We start from the raw sequence: 22112 nt of genomic DNA, 5'->3' as shown, positions 1-22112 counted from the left end.
CATGACCGAGATCCCCCTGATCGGCGAGGCCGCGGCCGCGGCCATCGCCCCTCTCGCCGGCGCCCGGATCGGCGTCGTGACCTTCCCCGGAACGCTGGATGACCGCGACGCCGCCCGTGCCGTCCGCCTCGCCGGCGCCGAGGCCGTTTCGCTCTGGCACGCGGACACCGAGCTCGCGGACGTGGACGCCGTGGTCATCCCCGGCGGCTTCTCCTACGGCGACTACCTGCGCGCCGGCGCCATCGCCCGCTTCGCGCCCCTCATGGGCAAGATCGTGGACGCCGCGAACTCGGACGCCAAGCTGCCGGTCCTCGGCATCTGCAACGGCTTCCAGATCCTGACCGAGTCCCACCTGCTGCCGGGCTCCATGATCAAGAACGACCACCTGAAGTTCATCTGCCGTGACCAGGTGCTCCGCGTGGAGAACGCGAACACCGCCTGGACCGCGGATTACACGCAGGGCCAGGAGATCACGGTCCCGCTGAAGAACCAGGACGGCCAGTACATCGCCGACGAGAAGACGCTCGACGCGCTCGAGGCGGAGGGCCGCGTGGTGTTCCGCTACGTCGGCTTCAACCCGAACGGCTCGCGCCGTGACATCGCCGGCATCTCCAACGCCGCCGGCAACGTGGTGGGCCTCATGCCGCACCCGGAGCACGCCGTGGAGGCCGGTTTCGGCCCGGAGCAGGACGGCGGCCACTCGGTGGACGGCCTCGGCTTCTTCACCTCCGTGCTGACCCAGATCGTGGGAGGAAAGTGATGACCCAGGAAACCACCGCCAAGTTCAACATCGACACCGTCGCCAACGCGGCGGGCACCCCCGAGGTCGAACTGCCGTGGGCCGAGCTGGGCCTGAAGCAGAACGAGTTCGAAGAGATCGTCAAGCTCCTGGGCCGCCGCCCCACCGGCGCCGAGCTGGCCATGTACTCCGTCATGTGGAGCGAGCACTGCTCCTACAAGTCCTCCAAGAACCACCTGCGCCAGTTCGGCCAGAAGGTCACGGAGGAGATGAAGAAGGACATGCTGGTGGGCATCGGCGAGAACGCCGGCGTCACCAACCTGGGTGACGGCTGGGCCGTGACCTTCAAGATCGAGTCCCACAACTCGCCGTCGTTCGTGGAGCCGTACCAGGGCGCCGCGACCGGCATCGGCGGCATCGTGCGTGACATCATCTCAATGGGCGCCCGTCCCGTCGCCGTCATGGATCCGCTCCGCTTCGGCGAGATCGACCACCCGGACACCGCACGCGTCATGCACGGCGCCGTGGCCGGCATCGGCGGTTACGGCAACTCGCTCGGCCTGCCGAACATCGGCGGCGAGATGGTCTTCGACGCCGTCTACCAGGGCAACCCGCTCGTGAACGCCCTCGCCGTGGGCGTCATGCGCCACGAGGACATCCGCCTGGCGAACGCGTCCGGCAAGGGCAACAAGGTCGTGCTGTTCGGCGCCCGCACCGGTGGCGACGGCATCGGCGGCGCCTCCGTGCTGGCCTCCGAGTCCTTCGACGACACCAAACCCTCGAAGCGCCCCGCCGTCCAGGTGGGTGACCCCTTTGCCGAGAAGGTGCTCATCGAGTGCTGCCTCGAGCTGTTCAAGCACTCCCTCGTGGAGGGCATCCAGGACCTGGGCGCGGCGGGCATCTCCTGCGCCACCTCGGAGCTGGCCTCCAATGGAGACGGCGGCATGCAGGTCGAGCTGACCAGCGTCCTGCTGCGCGACCCCACCCTGACCCCGGGCGAGATCCTCATGTCCGAGTCCCAGGAGCGCATGATGGCCGTCGTGACGCCGGAGAACGTCGAGGCGTTCGAGGCCGTCATGGACAAGTGGGCCGTGGAGTACTCCTGGCTCGGTGAGGTCACCGACACCGGCCGCCTCATCATCACCTGGGACGGCGAAGTGATCGTGGACGTGGACCCGAAGACGGTCGCGCACGACGGTCCCGTCTACGACCGCCCCTACGCCCGCCCGTCCTGGCAGGACGCCCTGCAGGCGGACACCTTCACCGGTTCGGTGCAGGACGCCGGCCGCCCCGCCACCTCCGGCGAACTCGCCGCCGCCGTGACCGAGCTGGTCGCGTCGCCGAACATGTGCGACAAGTCCTGGATCACCAAGCAGTACGACCGCTACGTGGGCGGCAACACCGCCCTGGCCTTCCCGGACGACGCCGGCGTGGTCCGCGTGGACGAGGAGACCGGTCTGGGCGTGGCGCTCTCCACCGACGCCAACGGCCGCTACACCTACCTGGATCCGTACCAGGGCGCGCAGCTGGCGCTGGCCGAGGCCTACCGCAACGTGGCCACCGGCGGCGCCGTGCCGATGGCGGTCTCCGACTGCCTGAACTTCGGCTCCCCCGAGGACCCGGACGTCATGTGGCAGCTCGCCGAGTCCATCCGGGGCCTCTCGGACGCCTGCATGGAGCTGGGTGTCCCGGTCACGGGCGGCAACGTCTCCCTGTACAACCAGACCGGCACCACGCCGATCCACCCCTCCCCCGTGGTCGCGGTGCTCGGCAAGCTCGACGACGTCGCGCGCCGCACCCCGTCCGGCTGGCGTGAGGATGGCCAGGCCATCTACCTCCTGGGCACGACGGCGGCCGAACTGGACGGCTCCGAGTGGTCGAAGCTGCGCGGTCACCTGGGCGGCCTGCCGCCTCGCGTGGACCTCGCCGCCGAGCGCACGCTGGGTGAGATCCTGATCAACGCCTCCCGTGACGGCATGGTCGACGCCGCGCACGACCTCTCCGAGGGCGGCCTGGCCGCGGCTCTCGTGGAGTCGGCACTGCGCTACAACGTCGGCGCCCGGATCGGCCTCGATGAGGTCGCGGAACGCGATGGCGTGGACCTGTTCACGCTGCTGTTCTCCGAGTCCCAGGCCCGGGCCATCGTGTCCGTGCCGCGGAGCGAGGAAGTCCGCTTCAACGACATGTGCACGGCCCGCGGATTCGCCCACGCCCGCATCGGTGTGGTGGACTCCGCCTCCGGCGCTCTGGAGATCAACGGCGTGGATTCCCTCCCGCTCGGCGCCCTCCGCGAAGCCCACGAGGGGACCCTGCCGAAGTACTTCGGCTGACCCTTCCCCTCATCGACTGCTCCATAGGATGTCGTTTTCCGCCCTTTCCGGCGGATTCCGGCATCCTATGGAGCAGTCGATGGTTGTTTAAGCGGCCTTTCGCCAGCCACGGGATACCAGGGCGTCACGGACCTTCCGGATCGCGAGCCGATGGTCGTCCAGCGTGTGCTCTTTCGAGAGCCTCACTTCCAGCCATCCCGTCCGCGCGTACTTCTCCGCTCTCCGGATGTCCCGCCCCACCTGCGCGACCGCGCTGTGGTGCTCGCCGTCGTATTCCACTCCGACCCGGTACTCAGTGAAGGCCAGATCCGGCTGGAACTCGTCCCCGGACCCGGGCACCGTGACCCGAGGATTCACCGACGGCTCCGGGAACCCGGCCCGCTCGAACGCCAACCGCAGCAGCGTCTCCTGGGGCGAGTCAGCCCCCATCCTGAGCAGATCAAGGGCTGCCCGCGCGGAGCTGATCCCCCGCTTGCCCCGATGGCCCCGCACGACGCCGCTGAGCTGCTCGAGCGTGGCGTGCGGCTCGGTCCGGGGTTCGAAGTCCGGCCGCGGGATCCGGATGCAGGCATCCCCCGCCACCACGAGGTCCTCCAGCGTCACGACGGCGGCGAGATCGAGCCACGTCCGGGCCGGGGTGGTGACCGGAACGCCCTCGAACCAGCACACCTCCCCCGGAAGGAGCCTGGCCCGATGGGCTTCGACGAAAGGCCGTGCGAGGTCGGCGGCGGTGTCGGGCCGGAGGACGTGGATCCGTCGATCGCCCCGGTCCCACACGGGCAGTTCCCAGATCCTGGCAGCTGTCCAGAGCGAGGCCGCCACGCCGCGGTTGGTCTCGAGGAACGGAGCGATCCACTGCGCGAGGGCGGCGCCGCTCAGGCCTTCTGGAACACCATTGACCTCCGCCAAGGACCACGACCAGACCCCCTTGCCGAGACGCTGCGCTTCCAGACGACGGAGCACCCGGGTCGAGTAGCCCGAACTCGCGGCGGACCGCGTTCCAAAAGGACCTGTCAGCTCCGCCCCGGGCAGCGGTCTCTTGATCGTCATGAACCACATCAAACACCGAATCCGCTGATGATGCGTCCGGTTATCCACAGCCCCTATCGACTGCTCCATAGGAGGTCATTCCGCCCCGATTTCCCTCGAAAACGACATCCTATGGAGCAGTCGATGGAAGGAGGAGAGGGGCGAGGCGGGGTACGGGTGGGGTGGGGGGTACGGCAAGGCCCCCGGACCGTCGTGCGGTTCGGGGGCCTTGATTCGGGGCTTTGGAGAGTCCGGCCGTCGTGCAGGGCCAGGGCTCGATGTCTAGCGGGACGTGCCCTGCGACACCGAGCCCTGCAGCTGACGCTGGAAGATGATGTAGACCACCAGGACCGGGATCACCGTGATGGTGACCGCGGCGAACAGTGCGCCGAAGTCGACGGCGTATCCCATCTGCTGCGCGAAGGCCGCCAGGGACTGCGAGAGCACCTTCGGACCGGCGGCGTTGATCGTCACCGGGATGAGGAACTGGTTCCACAGACCCAGGAAGTTGAAGATCGCCACGGACGCGAGGCCCGGCTTGGCCATCGGAAGCATGATCTGGAAGAAGGTCCGCCACTCGCCCGCACCGTCGATCGCGGCGGCTTCCGCGATCTCACCCGGCAGGTTCTTGAAGAAGCTGTGCAGGAAGAACACGGTGAAGGCCAGGGCGAAGCCCACGTACGTGAGGATCAGGCCGAACAGGGTGTTCAGCAGGTGCATGTTCTCGAGCATCTTGAACAGGGGCACCATGGCCAGGAAGACCGGGAAGGTGTTGCCTGCCAGCAGCAGGATGTAGATGAAGCGGTTGCCCCAGAACCTGAAGCGGGCCAGGACGTAGGCCGACATGGCGCCCAGCAGCATCACGAGGACCAGGGACGCGCCCACCAGGATCAGCGAGTTGCCGAAGGCCTGGCCGATGCCCGCCTCGGTCCACGCCCGGGTGTAGTTGTCGAAGTGCCACACGCTCGGCAGGGCGAACGGAGAGGCGAAGATCTCCGCCGAGGATTTGAAGGAGGACATGAAGGTCCAGAGCAGGGGCAGGACCACGATGGCGGACCACAGGATCAGCACCACATGGCTGCTTCCGGCCACCACACGGTCGCTCACCGTCGACTCGGCCCTGCGCTCCACATGACCTTCGGGAGCCCTCGTCTTGTTGAGAATGCTCATACGAGTTCCTGATCCTTACCACCGGTGAGCCGGTTCACCAGGAAAACGAGTCCTGAGAAGATGAGCGTCGCCACGGCCATGACCACACCCATGGCGGTCGCGGTGCCGAACTGGCCACGCTGGAACGCGGTGAAGAACAGCTGCTGGGACATGACCAGCGTGGTGTTCTCCGGTCCACCGGCGTTCGGGAAAAGGGCAGCCATGTAGACGAAGGCGTCGAGGGCGAGGATGCCCAGGTAGACGTACGCGGTCTGGACGTTGTCCCGGATCATCGGGATGGTCAGGCTCACCGCGGTGCGGAAGCGCCCAGCGCCATCGATGCGCGCCGCCTCGAACAGTTCGGCGGGGATGCCCTTGATGCCGGCGATGAACAGGACCATGTAGAAGCCGACGAAGCCCCAGATGATCACGAACATGGACGCGAACATCGCGGTGTCCGAGTTGCCCAGCCAGGCGAAGTCTTTGAAGTTCTGCAGCCCCATGGCGCGGAGCAGGCCGTTCAGCAGGCCACCGCTCGGGTCATAGATCTGCCCCCACATGATGCCGATGGCGATCGCGGGGATGGTGTACGGGAAGAAGGAGACCACGCGGTAGAAGCTGGACCCCTTCAGGCCCTTGACCTGGCCCTTGCTGCTGCCACCGACGGTCACGACGACGGCGAGTGCCAGCGAGAGGACGATCGTCACGAGAGGGACCACGATCAGCAGCAGGATGTTGTTACCCAGTGCCTTCAGGAACAGATCGTCCTGGAAGATCTTGACGTAGTTCGCGAGGCCGACGAAGTTGGCCTTCGGGGAGAACCCCGTCCAGTCCGTCAGGCTGTAGTAGAACGCTTGAATGAAGGGCCACACCACGAAGAGGATGTAGATCACGAGGGGCACGCCCAGGAACACCAGCATGAAGCTGACCTTGTCCCAGGTGAGCGCCTTCCGCCGCCGCGGGGCGGCGGCCTGGAGGCCGCCGCCCGTGGTGGTGCCCGGAACAGGCAGGGTCACTTGATTTCAACCTTCTTGATGGAGGTATCGGCAGCGACCTTGTCCGAGATCTTCTGCAGTGCGTCGGCCAGCTCGTCAGCGGAGCTCTTGCCATCGAGGAAGGCGTTCCACACGACCAGCTGGTCCTTGTTGGTGCCGTACAGGTCGAAGACCTGCCAGTTGAAGACGTTCTTACCGGCGGCGTCGAGCATCTTCGTCTGGGAGACCAGTGCCGTGGAACCGAAGCCGTCCGCGGGAACGGTGCCCTTGACGACGGTGGGCGAGAGCTTCGTCTTGGCGAAGTTGGTGGCGGCCTCCTTGGAGAGCATGGCCCGCAGCAGTTCCTTGCCGCCGGCGACGCTCTTGGCCTGGGACGGGACGATGAAGGGCTCACCGGCGCCGGAGTGCAGCGCCTCGAACGGGAGCTTGGACCCGGAGGTGACCGTGGGCACCGGGGTGCCGGTCATCTGGAAGTCCGCCTTGGTCTGGTCCTTCATTTCGTTTTCGATCCAGGAACCGGACGGGTACAGCAGCGCTTCCTGCGAGTTCGACCACTGGGCCTGCGCCGCGGTGAACTGCGTGCCCGAGCCGCCCGGCTTGAAGTGCCCGGCCTTGACGTGCTTCTCGAGAGCCTTGAACACCTTCATGATGGCGTCCTGCTTCCAGGCGCCCGGCTTCAGGTTCTCGATATTCAGGCGGACGTCCTGGCCGCCTTCCTTGATCGCGGAGGCGAAGGCGAGTTCCTGGTAGTACGTGGCGGCTTCCTTGCCCCACAGGAACAGGAACTTGCCCTTGGCCTTGGCCTTCTCGCCGAGTTCGAACGCCTCGTCCCAGGTCTTCGGAACAGTCCAGCCGTTCTCCTTGAAGAGGGAAGCGGAGTACCAGAGACCGTAGACGGTGAGGACGTAGTTGATCGCCGCGACCTTGTCACCGAAGGTGCCCGGAGCGAGCACGCCTTCGTACAGGGTGTCGGAGATCTTGGTGCCCTCGTAGTTGTTGGCGTCCACGACGGACTTGAGGTCCTCGAGCTGGTCCAGGATGGTGGAGATGCCGATGGACTGTGCACCCGAGTTGTCGATCAGGTCCGGCGGGTTGCCACCGGCGAAACGCGGCTGCAGTTCCGCGGAGATCGCGGAGGAGGCCGAGACCCTGAAGGTGCTGCCGGAGAACTTCTTCTCAGCGGTCTTGGCGGCGAACTCCACGTAGTCCACACCGTAGCCACCCTTGAAGATCACCGCGTCGACCGTGGCCTTGTCCGCCAGGCCGAAGGGGTTCGTTGCAGAGACGTTGCCCGTGGCGGCCGGAGCGGCGCTGTCGCCGCCGGATGCGCAGGAAGCCAATGCGCCACCCATGGGGATGACCGCGGCCGTGGCGAGCGCCCCCCGGAGGAATCCACGCCGCGCGAACGGCTGATTCTGCATTTTCATATCGTTACCTTCCGATGACTCAAAGGAACTGGGCGGGTCATCTGCGACTTCGACCAGCGTGACCTGGATCCAAGCAGACCCGCGTCTGTGTGATATGCAACACCATCTTTGAGCGAAACGCAATATTTCCCGGGAGTTTTGATCAACTTCTTTCATTGCGATTTCATAACCGCCAGGGGTCCGCGAGGTTTCGGAGCCCCACTCGGCTGGGCGCCCTCACGAGGATCGCCGCAGATCAGCTCCCCATTCCCCCGCCCCGGACCACGATCCGGCCCGGATCGGCGGCCGGTCACGGACCGGGTACGGCCCGTGACGCCGTCGAGAATCGAGTAGTCACTACTTGGGGGTGGGCTCTCCACTCGGCGCTAACCTGCACAGTACGCGGCACGGCGGTCTCAGGGGTAGCCCCCCGGAGCGCGTGCTGCGCGCCTGCGGACGGGAATCGGGGGATTCCCTCCGCGGGTGACAGGGCGACTGTTTTAGGAGGCGGTCACCCGGTGCCCGGGACCTGGTCCTGGGAGAAGTGGTGGGGTCCGGCCCAGGGCGTCCCTGTTGCCCGGTCCGGCCCCGCCACCCTGCCCGACCGTCTGGCCCGTCGCCCCGGCCGGAAAGCCCGCAAGAGCGCCCGGTCAACCGCGCTCGACCAGGCCCTTCCAGCTCAGCTGTTCCTGCTGGCGACGGCTCAGCCCGGACACGACGAGGTCATACGAATCCTCGATCATGTTCCGCAGCAGCTCATCCGGCAGCCCGTCCAGGAGCACGCCGTTCCAGTGCTTCTTGTTCAAGTGCCAGGCCCCGGTGATCTGGGGATAGCCCGCCCGCAACTGCAGGGCCAGCACGGGATCACACTTCAGGCTCACGGAGAGCGGGACGGCGCGCAGCCGCGTCAAGGCGAACATCTTCGCCGGATGCCGGGCGCCCTCCACCTCGGACGCGACCTTGAAGACCGACGTGTCCGGGTCGAACGGGAAGTCCTCCACCGCGCCCGGGAACCCCAGGCAGAATTCGCGCAGCTCACGGGCGTCCATGTCCGCTCCTCCTCGCCAGGCCGCCGTGTGCGGCTCTCAACCGTGTGCGACGACGCCGGGGCCGCCCGCCGTCGTCGTGCGTGCGTGTGCGGGGCGCTCAGGCCGTCGCGGCGCCGTCCGTGTCCAGACGCCGGCCCTCCTGGGCCCAGCGGTGCAGCACCCGGTCCGGGCACTCGTTCATGATGACGTCCAGCCCGGCGGCCTCCGCGCGTTCGGCGGCGGCCTCGTCCACGACGCCGAGCTGCATCCAGACCGCCTTGGCACCGGTCTCGATGGCCTGATCGACGACCGCGCCGACGCGTTCGGAGTTCACAAAGCATTCCACCACGTCCACCTGGCCCGGCACTTCGGAGAGCAGCGTGTAACCCTTCTCGCCGTGGACGTCCTCGCCCTTGGGGTTGATGGGGATGATCTCCATCCCCATGCGGTCGCGGACGGTGAGGGAGACGTCATAGGCGGCGCGCCATTCGTTGGTGCTCAGCCCGACCACGGCCCAGCGGCCCTTCGTGGTGATGAGCTTCTCGATGACGGCGGGATCGTTGACGTGTGCCATGCCCCTAGCCTAAGACCTTTGCGCGAAGCCGGCTCGGCAGACGGCTGGAGGGGTGCACTTTCCCGGAAGCGGCGCATCGCGCCTCGCAGCGAGGAACGAGCGCAGAGGCGTGTCTAAGCCGCGGGGGAAAGCGCACCCCTCCAAGGGTGCTGAGGAGGTCAGTCCTCGATCAGGTCGTGGACGACGATGGTCTGCTCGCGATCCGGGCCCACGCCGATGGCGGAGAAACGGGTGCCGGAGAGGCGCTCCAGCGCGAGGACGTAGTTGCGGGCGTTCTCCGGGAGGTCGTCCAGGGTCTTGGCGCCGCTGATGTCCTCGGTCCAGCCGGGGAAGTACTCGAAGATGGGCTTCGCGTGGTGGAAATCCGTCTGGGTCATCGGCATCTCGTCGTGACGGACACCGTCGACGTCGTAAGCCACGCAGACCGGGATCTGCTCGATGCCCGTGAGGACGTCCAGCTTGGTGAGGAAGTAGTCCGTGAAGCCGTTGACGCGGGAGGCATGACGGGCCAGCACGGCGTCGTACCAGCCACAGCGACGCGGACGGCCGGTGTTCACGCCGAATTCGCCGCCGGTCTTCTGCAGGTAGAGACCCATGTCGTCGAACAGCTCGGTGGGGAACGGGCCGGCGCCCACACGCGTGGTGTACGCCTTGATGATGCCGATCGACCGGGAGATGCGCGTGGGCCCGATGCCGGAGCCGACGGACGCGCCGCCCGCGGTGGGGTTGGACGAGGTCACGAACGGGTAGGTGCCGTGGTCCACGTCCAGGAAGGTGGCCTGGCCGCCCTCCATGAGGACCACCTTGCCCTCATCCAGGGCCTTGTTCAGCTCATAGGTCGAGTCGATCATCAGGGGGCGCAGGCGCTCGGCGAAGGAGAGGAAGTACTGCACGATCTCCTCCACTTCCACGGCGCGGCGGTTGTAGACCTTCACCAGGAGCTGGTTCTTCTGGTGCAGGGAGCCTTCCACCTTCTGGCGGAGGATCGATTCGTCGAAGACGTCCTGGACACGGAGGCCGAGACGGGCCACCTTGTCCATGTAGGCGGGGCCGATGCCGCGGCCCGTGGTGCCGATGGCGCGCTTGCCGAGGAAGCGTTCGGTGACCTTGTCCAGCACCTGGTGGTAGGGGGCCACGAGGTGGGCGTTGGCGGAGACGCGGAGGCGGGAGGTGTCCGCGCCGCGGGCTTCCAGGCCGTCGATCTCCTGGAAGAGGGCCTCGAGGTTCACCACGCAGCCGTTGCCGATCACCGGGATGGCGTTGGGGCTGAGAATGCCGGCGGGAAGGAGCTTGAGCTCGTACTTCTCACCGTTCACCACGACCGTGTGGCCGGCGTTGTTGCCGCCGTTGGGCTTGACCACGTAATCCACGCGCCCGCCCAGGAGGTCGGTGGCCTTTCCCTTGCCTTCATCGCCCCACTGGGCTCCGACGATCACGATTGCTGGCATTAGATCCTCCCCGAGGATTCGGCAGGGGCGTTGACCTACCCAGCTTAGTCGACCGGGGCCGACAGCCCGCATCGGGCCGCTTCACGACGGTCAGCCGATGTTCGTGCAGGACCCGCCCAGGCCTCCCACGAGGCCCGGATTGGCGCGGACCTTGACCGGCACGGAAGGCCAGGTGCCGCTGTTGATGACGATCGCCAGCTCCAGATCGGTGCCCAGGCCCAGGAGACCGCCGAGGAGGTTCACCGGGACGCTGGTGGTGTATTCCGCAGTGGTGCCGGTGGTGTTCGACGTCATGGAGAAACCCCGTCAGCGGAGCCAGCGCCGACCCGAGACCACTCTGCGAGGCATAAACGGTCGCATCGGTCAGGGTGAACCCGGCCGGCGGCTTCCAGTAGATGATGACCTTGGCGCCGAGCCCCGCGATCCCTGCGTTGTAGGCGCACGCCTTGGTGAGAGTGGCCGGCGGCACCGTGTACGTCCCGATCCCGGCGCCCGCGGTCCACTCATGGTCACTCCACGCGGCGGAGGCGGGCACGGCGGAGACGACGACGGCGCACGCGGCCAGCGCTGCGGCGATCCCGCCCTTCCTCCTCACGATGCTCCTCCGTCCTTCTCCTTGTCGTGTCCTTCTCCCCTGCTCACCGCGGCCGGAACCCGCCGGAACGCCGCCCACAGGGCGGCGCCCGCCAGCAGCGCCCCGCCGCCCAGCAGCGCGAAGCGGCTCCCCTCGAAGCCCGTCTCGCCCAGGTGACCGTCCGTCGGCGAGGTGGGCCCGGCGTCGTCCGCCGACTGCGCGGTGACCCCGAGACCGAGCCGCAGGCTGCCCGGCGGAGCCGCCGGAGTCCCGTGCGGCGCCTCCAAGGTGACCGCCAGGTACGAATCCTGCCCGCGGGGCAGACCAGCCAGGGTCACGCTGGTCTGCGGGTCCACCGTCTTCAGCGCCTGGCGGTCGACGCGGAGCACGGGAGGCGCCGGGCAGCGGAGTTCGGCGCCCACGCCGCTCGCCCCGTTCCAGGGCTCCGAGCACTCGCGCACCGTGACCAGATATCCCCCGGTGGCCGCGAGCGCACCCGTGGCACTGAGCCGCAGAGCGGTTCCCGCAGGGTCGCCGTCGGCCACTCGTAGCCGTAGCTGCCAGCTGTACTGCTGGCCCGGACGCAACGAAGGGAAGAGCAACGGATACGGCGAGGACGCGAGCTGGAGATGCCCCTGCGCGCCCGTCTCCGGGACCGGCGTGAAGACCGGTCCCTGGTCCGCGCCGCTCGCCGCCGCGCCCCCGGAGGCCAGGGCCAGGGTCGCGAGCAGGAGACGCGCGAGGAGCAGTGCGGCGCGGCGGCCGGCCCGTCTCATGACGACTCCTGAGGACCCGCCTGCTGCCCTCCGCGGTGCCGCGGCTCCCGGTGCGGCCAGAAGGCCCAGGTCACCAAGGCGGCGATCACCAGCGTGGCGGCGCCCAGGAACCACGGGCCACGGGTGGCCATGACCCAGGATCCCAGGACAGGGACCGTGAAGACCACGCGCTGCGCAGACATCACCTGGTACGGCAACGGGTCCTGAGAGCCGTTGGCATCTCCCTTGAGCACCAGGGTCGCCGCGCCCTTCCCCGCGCCGGGCTCGGGCGTCACGGAGACCACGCGGTGCGTGACCAGGGTCTTCGTGCCCTGACGCGTCACGGAGGCCACCTCCCCGGGCTTGAGTTGGTCAGCGGGAACCCGGACCGTGAGGGACAGGGCGCCCACCGGGTACTCCGGTTCCATGGAACCGGTCCGGAACACCACGAATCCCGCACCGCACAGCAGGGCCGCCAGGACGGACAGCAGACACAACAGGCCCAGGACGGCCGCGACGCTCAGAAGAACTTCGCGGACCGTCCTGATGCTGCGCGTCAGCACCGATCAGGAACCGACGGTGCTGGTGAAGCGCCAGAGCGGGGTGGTCTTCTTGCCCTGGAGCGTCGGATCCGCGGTGGTCGGCAGCGTGATCGCCAGGCAGACGTCCACTCCGGTGCCGGCCGTGACGGCATCCGGGCCGGCCGGCAGGCTGATCGGGGTGGCCGAAGTGGCGGTCAGTGGCTGACCGGCGGCGACCAGGACCGCGCCGTTGCCGCTGAAGCCGGCGGCGTTGCACTGGGCCTTGGTGACGCCGGACTTGGCCGAGTAGGTCAGAGCAGCGTAGAGCGCCGAGTTGTTCGTGGGGTCCACCACGGGAGTGGCCTGCACACCCTCGGCGAGGGTGGCGGTCAGCGCTTCGGAGCCCACTGCCGCGCGAAGCTGCATCGGCGCGTAGACCGTACTGCCCGGGACGAGGCTTGTCCGCGTTGACGGCGAACGTCAGAGCCCCGCCGTTCTTGGCGCCCTGGTCGCTCCAGGCCGCGGCGCCCGCGGTCCCGGTCCAGGTGTTCTGCTCCATGTGGTACGTCTTGGTCCCCGGGCCGCCGGTGCCTGCGTCGTTCTGGCCGAAGACCCATTCATTGTCGGTCCAGGCGGCGAGCGTGAAGACCGCGCCTACTCCCAGAACGAGACCTCCGGCCAGGATGGCGCGGGCCTTCCGGGAACGGAATGGACGAGTGGTGGACTGATTCTCCATGGTGATGCCTTGTCATAGCAGTTGAGTGATGAAAAGCACCCGGCCCCCTACTGCTGCCATGCAGTGCTCTTTTCAGTGGACCATCGGGGGCACACCGTGTCAACGGGTAGCAGATTGCGATCTGACATCTGTCAAGTCGCACGCCCGGGCCGGTCTGGACCTCTCGCCATTTCCGCTGCGATCACCCATACTGACCGGTAACCAAGGCACCGCGGCCCTGACGGCGCCTGGTACCGGCACGCAGGAGGCACCGTGTTCAGCAGCCCGTTCCCCGACGTCGACATCCCCGATGTGAGCGTTTATGACTACCTTTTCGGCTCACTGGATGACAAGGACCGGGCGCGGATCGCCCTGGTCGACGGGACCACCGGCGCCGAGACCGACTACGGGACGCTCGTGGCACAGATCGACGCGGTCGCGGGCTATCTGGCCGCCCATGGCGTGCGGCCGGGAGATGTGGTGGGGCTCTTCTCCCCCAACATCCCGGCCTTCGCCGCCGTGTTCCACGGGATCCTCCGCGCCGGCGCCGCCGCCACCACCATCAATGCGCTCTACACGGCCGACGAAGTGGGTCATCAGCTCGAGGACGCCGGGGCCGGCTGGCTCTTCACGATCTCGCCGTTCCTGGAGCGCGCCGAAGCCGCCGCGGCCCATCAGGGCATCCCCGCGGAACGCCTCGTGGTCCTCGACGGTGCTCCGGGACACCCGTCGCTCAAGGACGTGCTGACCGCCGGCCACCCGGCACCCGAGGTGCACCTCGACCCCGCCACCCACATCGCGGCACTGCCCTTCTCCTCCGGCACGAGCGGCAAGCCCAAGGGCGTCATGCTCACGCACCGCAACCTGGTGGCCAACGTCCAGCAGAGCCGGGCGCTGCTGGAGGTCGACCGCGACGACGTGCTGCTGGCGCTGCTCCCGTTCTTCCACATCTACGGGATGACCGTGTTGCTGAACCTGGCCCTCGCCGAACGGGCGCAGCTCGTCACAATGCCCAAGTTCGACCTCACGGAGTTCCTGCGCATCATCCAGGAGCACCGCGTGACGTACCTCTTCATCGCCCCTCCCGTGGCCGTGGCCCTGGCGAAGCACCCCCTCGTGGCGGACTACGACCTCTCCAGCGTCCACACCGCCCTGTCCGGGGCCGCGCCGCTGGATGAGGAACTGGGCCATGCCGTCGCGGAACGCCTCGGCTGCACGATGCTGCAGGGCTACGGCATGAGCGAAATGAGCCCCGTCTCCCACCTGATCCCCCGCTCGGCGGAAGGCGTGCCGCTGGGCAGCTGCGGCTACACGGTGCCGAACATGGACATCCGGATCGTGGACCTGGCCACCGGGGAGGACATCGACCCGCCGGCCGAGGGCGTGAGCGAACCGGGTCATCTGCTCTGCCGCGGGCCCAACGTCATGGTCGGGTACCTGAACCTCCCTGAAGCGACGGCGGAGACCCTCGACTCCGACGGCTTCCTGCACACCGGGGACATCGCCACGGTCTCCTCCACCGGCGTGGTCAGCATCGTCGACCGGCTCAAGGAGCTCATCAAGTACAAGGGCTATCAGATCCCGCCGGCCGAGCTGGAGGCCCTGCTGCTCACGCACCCGGAGGTCGCCGACGTCGCGGTGGTCGGCGCCTTCGACGAGGACCACCAGGAGGTGCCCAAGGCGTTCGTCGTGCGGCAGCCCGGTTCGGAACTCGACGCCGCCGCGGTCATGGAGTTCGTGGCGGCCCACGTCGCGCCGCACAAGAAGGTCCGGCAGGTCGAGTTCCTGGACGCGATCCCGAAGTCGGCGTCCGGGAAGATCCTGCGACGCGAGCTGCGGAAGGCCTGAGCGGACTCAGCAGGAGGGCTGAGGGCGGGTACGACGACGGCGGGCGCCTTTCGTGCGAAAGGCGCCCGCCGTCGTCGTACAGCCCAACCGAAGCTCAGAGGGCCTCGATGGCCGCCTTCGCCGTGGGGTCCGAGTCGTTCAGGAACGTCGAGATCCGCTCCGGCTCGTCGGGCTCACCGATCGCTGCGGAGGCGCGTCCCAGGGCGTAGAGCGCCCGGAGGAAGCCCTGGTTCGGCTCGTGCTCCCACGGGATGGGACCGGCGCCGCGCCAGCCGTTGCGGCGCAGGGCGTCCAGACCGCGGTGGTATCCCACGCGGGCGAACGCGTAGGACTCGACGGTCCGGCCTTCAGTCCAGGCCTGCTCGGCCGCGAGGGCCCAGAGCAGGGACGACGCCGGGTACTTCGCCACGAGCTCCTGAGGGTGCGCGCCGAGGGCGAGGTGCTGGTACACCTCGGTCTCGGCCGGCAGCTTCGTGGGCTCGGGCCCCAGGAGGTTCGAACGGAATTCGTCGGACATGCTTACTTGCCGCTCTTGCCGGCGGAACCGAGCTGCTGAGCGGCTTCGACGATGCGGGCCGCCATGCCGGCCTCGGCGGAGGCGCCCCAGACGCGCGGGTCGTAGGCCTTCTTGTTGCCGATCTCGCCGTCGACCTTCAGCACACCGTCGTAGTTGCTGAACATGTGGCCGGCCACCGGACGGGTGAAGGCGTACTGGGTGTCCGTGTCCACGTTCATCTTGATGACACCGTAGGAGACGGCGTCCGCTATCTCCTGCTCGGAGGAGCCGGAGCCGCCGTGGAAGACCAGGTCGAACGGGCTGGCCTTGCCGATCTTGGCGCCGACCTCTTCCTGGATCTTCTTCAGCAGCTCGGGACGCAGCTTCACGCCGCCCGGCTTGTACACGCCGTGCACATTGCCGAAGGTGAGGGCCGTGATGTAGCGGCCGTTCTCGCCGGAGCCCAGGGCCTCGATGGTCGCCAGGGCGTCCTCGGTGGTGGTGTAGAGCTTCTCGTTGATCTCGTTCTCCACACCGTCCTCTTCGCCGCCGACGGTGCCGATCTCGACCTCGAGGATCATCTTGGCGGCCGCGGTGCGGTCCAGGAGCTCACGGGCGATGCGCAGGTTCTCGCCGAGCTCCTCGTGGGAGCCGTCCCACATGTGGGAGTTGAAGAGCGGGTCGCGGCCGGCCTTGACCTCGGCCTCCGAGGCTGCGAGCAGCGGCAGGACGAAACCGTCCAGCTTGTCCTTGGGGCAGTGATCCGTGTGCAGGGCGATGTTGATGTCGTAGTTCTTGGCCACTTCGCGGGCGAAGGCCGCGAAGGCGAGGGAACCGGCCACCATGTCCTTGACGGAGGCGCCGGACCAGTAGGCCGCGCCACCGGTGGAGACCTGGATGATGCCGTCAGAGCCGGCCTCGGCGAAACCACGGAGGGCCGCGTTGAGGGTCTGCGAGGAGGTGACGTTCACGGCCGGGTAGGCGAAGCCGCCTGCCTTGGCACGGTCGATCATGTCGGCGTAGATTTCCGGGGTTGCGATAGGCATGCTGACTCCTGGTGATGCAACGGGATGGGCCGGACAGCAGGGATGGTGCCGACCGATTCGCGCTATTTCCGCGTGACTGAACCCATCCTAGCCAGCAAGCACGCGGGCATGGAATGTGGCCCGGATCATGACGCGAGGCACTGCCCGGGCCCGGGGGCCGGGTCAGGACACGTGCTGCCCGAACACATGGCGGCGCACCCACGCGTGCATGGCGATCGCCGCGGCCGAGGCGGCGTTCATGGACCGGGTGGAGCCGAACTGCTCGATCGACAGCGTGGCCTCCGCCGCCCGGTGGACCTCCTCGGAGAGGCCCGGACCCTCCTGGCCGAACACCAGGACGCAGTTCTTCGGCAGCTCGTAGGTCTCCAGCGGCACGGAATCCGGGAAGATGTCCACCCCGAGGATCGTGAGTCCTTCGCCCTGAGCCCAGGCCACGAAATCGTCGACCGTGGGGTGGTGCCGGATGTGCTGGTACTTGTCGGTCACCATCGCCCCGCGGCGGTTCCAGCGGCGGCGCCCGATGATGTGGACCTCCTTGGCCAGGAAGGCGTTGGCGGTGCGGACCACGGTCCCGATGTTCAGATCGTGCTGCCAGTTCTCGATCGCCACGTGGAAGTCATGCCGCCGGGTGTCGAGCTCGGCCACGATCGCGTCGTGCTTCCAGTACCGGTACTGATCCAGCACATTGCGCCGGTCCCCGTGCTCCAGGAGTTCAAGGTCCCAGTGGTCCCCCTCCGGCCAAGGCCCCTCCCACGGCCCGACGCCCACTTCCGGCGCCGCGACGGCCTCCGGCGCACCCTCGGCATCCGGCCCGACTACGGCGCGCGCCCCGGCGTCGTCGTCCGTGTCCTGAGGGGAGGCGGGCAGGCCGTGGTCGCCGGAGGTCTGTTCAGTCACTCTTCAACTGTAGTGGGACGCGCAGAGCCCGGACCGACGGCCCGGGCTCTGCGCGGAGTGCCGGTCTCAGACGGGACCGGCCGTGACGGGTGGGCCGATCAGGGCATCCGCCACTTGTTGATGCGGAAGGAGTTGGCCAGCTCCGCCATGAGACCCGGGTGCTGATCCCAGTAGCTCTGGTGACCGCTCACCCCGAGCAGCTGCGGCGTGCCCCAGGGGGTGATGGTGAAGAGGTTGACGCCCTGGATCGCGTCGCCGCCGGAGGTCTTGCACTCGAAGCCGACCACCACGGCCAGGCCGCGGAGGAAGGACCGGATCTCCGGCTTGGTGGTGCGGAAGTCCGAGGCGCACTTGTGGCCGACCACCACGGAGGCCAGCTGATCCTGCGACATCCCGGCGAGCTTGGTCTCCAGCTGCTTGATGAGGCCCTTGATCTTGGCTGGATCGGAGCCGTACTTCTGCGATTCGGATTCCGCGAAGAAGGAGAACGCGACTGACAGCCCGTCCGAGTCGAGCTGGTTGGTGCCCGCGGCGGCCCGCTGCATCTCCTGGCCGCTCTCCGGATCCTTGGTGATGCCGAGGCTGACGTCCGTGGACCATTCCTTCAGGCGGGCGAAGCTCGACTCACCCGTGACGAAACGGCTGAACTTCGTGTCGCCGTCCACCGGAGCGTTGTCCGGGCTCTTGTAGACCTTCCACTCCTCCGGGAGCGGGATGGCGCCGGCCGGCGGGGTGACCACCGGGGCGGCCGTGTCCTCGGGAGACGGCTCCTCGGAGGGCTGCTCCGACGGGGTCTCCTCGGGGGTGGATTCCGGGGTGCTCTGCTGGGAGGCGGTGTCGACGGCGCGCGGCTCCTTGTTGCCGGACAGCGCCGGCACGAGCCAGGCGAACACGACCACGAGCACCACGACGAGTGCCGCGGCGATGCTGCCGAGCACGATCGCCAGGGTCTTGCGGTTGCCGGACGCCGGGGGCGGCGGCACCGGCGGCAGCCCGTTGCGAAGGACCGTGTGGTCCTCCTCTTCGGGGATGTGCACCTGGAAGGACTGCTGCTGGCCCGGCTGCTGCTGGCCCGGCTGCTGGGGGTAGGGCTGCTGCTGGCCTTGACCGGGATAGGAGGCTCCCGGGTACGGGTTCTGCTGCTGTCCGCCTCCCGGGTACGGGTTCTGCTGGCCGGGATACGGGTTGCCCTGGTTCTGGGCACCCTGGTTCTGGGCACCCGGGTACTGGCCGCCGGGGTACTGCTGCGGATTCTGGCCGGGCCGGCCGGGGACATCCCGGGGGTCCAGGGGGCGGGTGCTGCCGGTGGGCGGCTGTTCAGATTCGTTATTCGGGTCCATGGGAAGTCTTTTCAGGAGGAGGAGTGATGAGACCTATTAAATCAAGACGTTGGATTCACTGGGGAACTCTATCCAATTTCGCCACATTCCGGGCTGTCGCGCCAGTCATGACGCGGATTTCACGTTCTGTTCAGACCGGGGGCGGAACGTAGAGTGGAGACAGGCCCATCTGAGGAGGAATCATGAGCGACGCCGAACGCAGTCCCTTGCGCAATCACCGGAGCGGTCAGGAGATCGAATGCTGGCTCACCGACATGGACGGCGTGCTGGTTCACGAGAATCACGCCATCCCCGGAGCCGCGGAACTGATCCAGCGCTGGGTGGACACCTCCAAGCGCTTCCTCGTCCTGACCAACAACTCCATCTTCACGCCGCGTGACCTGGCCGCCCGCCTGGCGTCCTCCGGCCTGGAGGTGCCCGAGGAGAACATCTGGACCTCCGCGCTGGCCACCGCCCAGTTCCTGAAGGAGCAGGTGCACAGCTCGGACAGCGGCAACCGCGCCTACACGATCGGTGAGGCCGGACTGACGACGGCGCTCCACGAGGCAGGCTTCATCCTCACCGATCAGGACCCGGACTTCGTGGTGCTCGGCGAGACCCGGACCTACTCCTTCGAAGCGATCACCATGGCCATCCGCCTCATCCTGGCGGGCGCGCGGTTCATCGCGACCAACCCGGACGCCACCGGCCCCTCGAAGGAAGGCCCCATGCCGGCCACGGGCGCCATCGCCGCGCTCATCACCAAAGCCACGGGCCGCGAACCGTACATCGTGGGCAAGCCCAATCCGATGATGTTCCGCTCGGCCATGAACCGCATCGACGCCCACTCCGAGACCACGGCCATGATCGGCGACCGCATGGACACCGACATCGTGGCGGGCATGGAGGCCGGCCTGCACACGGTGCTCGTGCTCTCCGGCATCACCCGGAGCGACGAGATCAGCTCCTACCCGTTCCGGCCCAACCAGGTCCTCACGAGCGTCGCGGCGCTTGTCGACCAGATCTGAGCCGGGCCGGATCTGGGCCGTGCGGGATCTGAGCCGGCCGGGCCGACTCGCGCCGGGCTGTCCGGGACGGCTCAGGCCGCGGGCCCCAGCCTGCCCAGGCCCGTGGCGAAGTCGGTCGCATAGGCGAGTGTGACGTCCCGCCCCGGGGGCAGCAGCAGGGAGGCCGTCTGCGTCATGTAGTCGGCCTGGACATATACGCTGACGTGGCAGGACCGGTCCGCCGGGATCTCGAAGGTCATGTACCCCCAGAACACCACGTAACTGCGCCCGTCGATGCTCACCACCGGCCGGAACCGGCCCGAGGCCATCACGTTCTGAGTGGTCACCTGAAGGGTCAGCAGGCGCCGCTCCCCCTGGTGGTACTCGACGTACGGGATCACGCCGTTCGGCAGGGGCTGCCCGGAAATGCTCATACCGCCCTCCTCAGGGATGAGTTCGTCAGGGATGTGCTCATGAGAGATGCGCTCGTGAGAGCGCGACGGCGGACCGGAGGCCGGCCCGCCGTCGTGCTCTGAGGCCCAGTGCTCAGAGGCCCAGTGCTCAGAGGCCCGGTGCTCAGAGGCTTGAACCCAGCGGTCAGACCGTCGGCTCGACCGGGGGCAGGGAGGACCACGGGAAGGTGATCCACTTGTCCGTGCGGCGCCACTCGAAGTCCGGCGCCAGGATAGTGCGGGGCTTGGTGTAGAGGCAGACGGTCTTGACCTCGGCGCCCCAGTCACCGATCAGGTCGACCACCTTGGCCAGGGTGCGGCCGGAGTCGGAGACGTCGTCCACCAGGAGCACCTTCTTGCCGCTCAGCGCGCCCTCGTCCAGCATGGGCGGCAGCACCACGGGCTCCGGCAGCACGGTGCCGATCCCGGTGTAGAACTCCACGTTCAGGGCGCCACAGGCCTTGGCCCCGAGGGCGTAGGCGATGGACCCGGCCAGGAGCAGGCCGCCGCGGGCGATCGCCACCACCACGTCCGGCTGGAACCCGCTGTCCACCACGGTCTGGGCCAGCTCACGCGACGCGTCGCCGAAGGTGTCCCAGGTGAGGACTTCGCGTTCGGGCTCGGGGAGGACGTCCACCCCGGAATCATCAAGGTTGTTTGCCATGTACCAAAGTTACCGGTGCGCCCGCTCCGGCGGGTAGTCGGGGCCGAACGCGACAGTGTGCCCGTCACAGTGCGCCCGCCTGCGGTCACAGCGGGAAGTAGCGATTCATGATCTGCTCGAGGATCGGGTGGTACACCTGCGGGCTCCACTGTGGGCTCGCATGGGCCGGGACCGCACCCCGGGTCTCGATGTCGGAACTGAGCAGCTGGGACGGGAACGCGTTCCGCCAGCCCTGCCGGGCCGTGTAGTAGTCCACCGTGCCGTCCCCGGGATTCCCGATGAACACCAGGCTCGTGTAGGACAGCCGCTCGGCCAGCGAGCGCACGTCGAAGTCATACACGTAGGCCGCCTCGCTCTGGATGAGGAACGACGACGGCGCCAGCGGGCTCAGCTGCTCGGCCGTCTGTTCCAGGATCTGCCGCCAGGTCCGCTCGTGTTTGTTGACGATCCGCTCCCCCAGCTCGTACCCGCCGCGGACGATCGTGGGGATCGGCACGCCCTGTTCGTAGCTGTAGACCACGCCGCCGAACGAGTCCTGGTCCAGCACGTCATAACGGCTCGCGGGGCTCGAGTCGAGCAGGATGAACCGCACCTGGATCTGATGCCGCTCCCACAGGAGCACCGCCGTCTGCACCGCGAGCATCCCGCCGAAACTGTGCCCGTAGAGGAACACGTGGCGGATCCCCCGGACCCGCGTCGACGCGGCGATGGCGTCCACCACGTCATGGACGGACAGGCCGAGATTCGAATAGCCGACCGCCGCCATCCGCCCCCAGCGGCCGATCGCCGGTTTGAGGGTCGTCAGGATGAACAGGGCCTCGTCCCAGCTGGTCTTGAAACCGGGGAGGAGGTACCAGCCCGCGTCGGGAGGGGCGTCCCCGGGCGCGTCGTCACCGAGGGTGAGGATGGTGGTCTGCCGTCGCTGCTCGGCGATGGCTCTCGTGTAGGCGAGATCCGCGGCGAGGAACGCGGAGGCGCCGCCCAGCCAGAGGAAACTCCGCCGCGAGAACCGGCGCATGCGGCCGGCGGTGCGCAGCAGGGACGCGAGATCGCGACGGCGGGCCGCGCCGTCGTCGTCGCGCCCTGTGCCCGGACCGTCAGGCCCGGGCACAGGAGGCGG

At 68.0% G+C, this 22112-nt stretch carries 22 protein-coding genes and 1 pseudogene; 4 read left to right on the top strand and 19 right to left on the bottom strand.

The annotated features are described in order from the left end of the window. The first annotated feature begins 1 nt into the window (after position 1). Positions 2–760 (top strand): phosphoribosylformylglycinamidine synthase subunit PurQ, encoded by a 759-nt coding sequence (gene purQ / locus QFZ52_RS01140; protein WP_307495797.1) that lies wholly within the window; start codon positions 2–4, stop codon positions 758–760. Then, a complete protein-coding gene (gene purL, locus QFZ52_RS01135) occupies positions 760–3069 on the top strand; it encodes a phosphoribosylformylglycinamidine synthase subunit PurL (protein ID WP_307495796.1) in 2310 nt (769 codons plus the stop codon). Before purQ ends, purL begins: the two co-directional genes overlap by 1 nt. A gap of 87 nt (positions 3070–3156) precedes the next feature. Here the strand turns inward: purL and QFZ52_RS01130 are convergent, their stop codons facing one another. The 12 genes and pseudogenes from QFZ52_RS01130 to QFZ52_RS01075 form a co-directional block, all read right to left on the bottom strand. Further along, on the bottom strand, positions 3157–4119 hold the full coding sequence (locus tag QFZ52_RS01130; RefSeq protein WP_307495795.1) for a hypothetical protein: 963 nt from the start codon (positions 4117–4119) through the stop codon (positions 3157–3159). 261 nt (positions 4120–4380) lie between these two features. After that, the gene (locus tag QFZ52_RS01125) at positions 4381–5268 is read right to left on the bottom strand and encodes a carbohydrate ABC transporter permease (RefSeq protein WP_307495794.1); all 888 of its coding nucleotides are present in this window, start codon (positions 5266–5268) and stop codon (positions 4381–4383) included. Continuing rightward, complete coding sequence (locus tag QFZ52_RS01120) at positions 5265–6167, bottom strand: carbohydrate ABC transporter permease (RefSeq protein WP_373425691.1); 903 nt, start codon at positions 6165–6167, stop codon at positions 5265–5267. Before QFZ52_RS01120 ends, QFZ52_RS01125 begins: the two co-directional genes overlap by 4 nt. A gap of 92 nt (positions 6168–6259) precedes the next feature. Continuing rightward, a complete protein-coding gene (ngcE, locus tag QFZ52_RS01115; protein WP_307495792.1) occupies positions 6260–7669 on the bottom strand; it encodes an N-acetylglucosamine/diacetylchitobiose ABC transporter substrate-binding protein in 1410 nt (469 codons plus the stop codon). A gap of 629 nt (positions 7670–8298) precedes the next feature. Continuing rightward, positions 8299–8697, bottom strand: a complete 399-nt coding sequence (locus QFZ52_RS01110) for an MmcQ/YjbR family DNA-binding protein (protein WP_307495790.1) — start codon at positions 8695–8697, stop codon at positions 8299–8301. Positions 8698–8794: 97 nt separating this feature from the next. Beyond that, positions 8795–9250 (bottom strand): CoA-binding protein, encoded by a 456-nt coding sequence (locus QFZ52_RS01105; RefSeq protein WP_307495789.1) that lies wholly within the window; start codon positions 9248–9250, stop codon positions 8795–8797. 158 nt (positions 9251–9408) lie between these two features. Further along, entirely contained in the window at positions 9409–10698 is a 1290-nt protein-coding gene (locus QFZ52_RS01100; RefSeq protein WP_307495787.1) for an adenylosuccinate synthase, read from the bottom strand. A 90-nt stretch (positions 10699–10788) separates the two neighbouring features. Further along, positions 10789–10992, bottom strand: coding sequence for a hypothetical protein (locus tag QFZ52_RS01095; RefSeq protein WP_307495786.1), 204 nt, complete (start codon positions 10990–10992; stop codon positions 10789–10791). A gap of 297 nt (positions 10993–11289) precedes the next feature. Further along, entirely contained in the window at positions 11290–12048 is a 759-nt protein-coding gene (locus tag QFZ52_RS01090) for a hypothetical protein (RefSeq protein WP_307495785.1), read from the bottom strand. Then, positions 12045–12590 carry a signal peptidase I gene (locus QFZ52_RS01085; protein ID WP_307495784.1) on the bottom strand — a complete coding sequence of 182 codons (546 nt, stop codon included), beginning with the start codon at positions 12588–12590 and terminating at the stop codon, positions 12045–12047. The genes QFZ52_RS01090 and QFZ52_RS01085 overlap by 4 nt, the downstream gene beginning before the upstream one ends. Positions 12591–12593: 3 nt before the next feature. Then, positions 12594–12974 (bottom strand): hypothetical protein, encoded by a 381-nt coding sequence (locus tag QFZ52_RS01080; RefSeq protein ID WP_307495783.1) that lies wholly within the window; start codon positions 12972–12974, stop codon positions 12594–12596. Between the two features lie 205 nt (positions 12975–13179). After that, positions 13180–13284, bottom strand: a pseudogene (locus QFZ52_RS01075) (hypothetical protein); the annotation flags it as partial. A gap of 252 nt (positions 13285–13536) precedes the next feature. On the opposite strand from QFZ52_RS01075, the gene QFZ52_RS01070 reads away from it, so the two are divergent. Further along, on the top strand, positions 13537–15111 hold the full coding sequence (locus QFZ52_RS01070) for an AMP-binding protein (RefSeq protein WP_307495782.1): 1575 nt from the start codon (positions 13537–13539) through the stop codon (positions 15109–15111). Between the two features lie 94 nt (positions 15112–15205). On the opposite strand, the gene QFZ52_RS01065 is transcribed toward QFZ52_RS01070, so the two are convergent. The 4 genes from QFZ52_RS01065 to QFZ52_RS01050 form a co-directional block, all read right to left on the bottom strand. Then, positions 15206–15628 (bottom strand): DUF3151 domain-containing protein, encoded by a 423-nt coding sequence (locus tag QFZ52_RS01065; RefSeq protein ID WP_307495781.1) that lies wholly within the window; start codon positions 15626–15628, stop codon positions 15206–15208. A 2-nt stretch (positions 15629–15630) separates the two neighbouring features. Beyond that, on the bottom strand, positions 15631–16653 hold the full coding sequence (fbaA, locus tag QFZ52_RS01060; RefSeq protein WP_144630119.1) for a class II fructose-bisphosphate aldolase: 1023 nt from the start codon (positions 16651–16653) through the stop codon (positions 15631–15633). A gap of 162 nt (positions 16654–16815) precedes the next feature. After that, complete coding sequence (locus QFZ52_RS01055; RefSeq protein WP_307498616.1) at positions 16816–17421, bottom strand: TrmH family RNA methyltransferase; 606 nt, start codon at positions 17419–17421, stop codon at positions 16816–16818. 227 nt (positions 17422–17648) lie between these two features. Next, on the bottom strand, positions 17649–18890 hold the full coding sequence (locus QFZ52_RS01050; protein WP_307495780.1) for a hypothetical protein: 1242 nt from the start codon (positions 18888–18890) through the stop codon (positions 17649–17651). Positions 18891–19072: 182 nt separating this feature from the next. On the opposite strand from QFZ52_RS01050, the gene QFZ52_RS01045 reads away from it, so the two are divergent. After that, the gene (locus QFZ52_RS01045) at positions 19073–19897 is read left to right on the top strand and encodes an HAD-IIA family hydrolase (protein ID WP_066214694.1); all 825 of its coding nucleotides are present in this window, start codon (positions 19073–19075) and stop codon (positions 19895–19897) included. Positions 19898–19968: 71 nt separating this feature from the next. Here the strand turns inward: QFZ52_RS01045 and QFZ52_RS01040 are convergent, their stop codons facing one another. The 3 genes from QFZ52_RS01040 to QFZ52_RS01030 all read right to left on the bottom strand — a co-directional run bounded on the left by QFZ52_RS01040 (position 19969) and on the right by QFZ52_RS01030 (position 22103). Beyond that, on the bottom strand, positions 19969–20310 hold the full coding sequence (locus QFZ52_RS01040) for a hypothetical protein (RefSeq protein ID WP_307495778.1): 342 nt from the start codon (positions 20308–20310) through the stop codon (positions 19969–19971). A 163-nt stretch (positions 20311–20473) separates the two neighbouring features. Then, entirely contained in the window at positions 20474–20992 is a 519-nt protein-coding gene (locus tag QFZ52_RS01035) for a phosphoribosyltransferase (RefSeq protein WP_066214690.1), read from the bottom strand. 85 nt (positions 20993–21077) lie between these two features. Further along, a complete protein-coding gene (locus QFZ52_RS01030; RefSeq protein ID WP_307495777.1) occupies positions 21078–22103 on the bottom strand; it encodes an alpha/beta fold hydrolase in 1026 nt (341 codons plus the stop codon). Positions 22104–22112 lie beyond the last annotated feature (9 nt).

Source organism: Arthrobacter woluwensis, from assembly GCF_030816155.1.
GTDB lineage: Bacteria > Actinomycetota > Actinomycetes > Actinomycetales > Micrococcaceae > Arthrobacter_E > Arthrobacter_E woluwensis_A.
The sequence above is the reverse complement of the archived record's forward strand: the minus strand, read 5'-3'. Positions and strand labels throughout refer to the sequence as shown.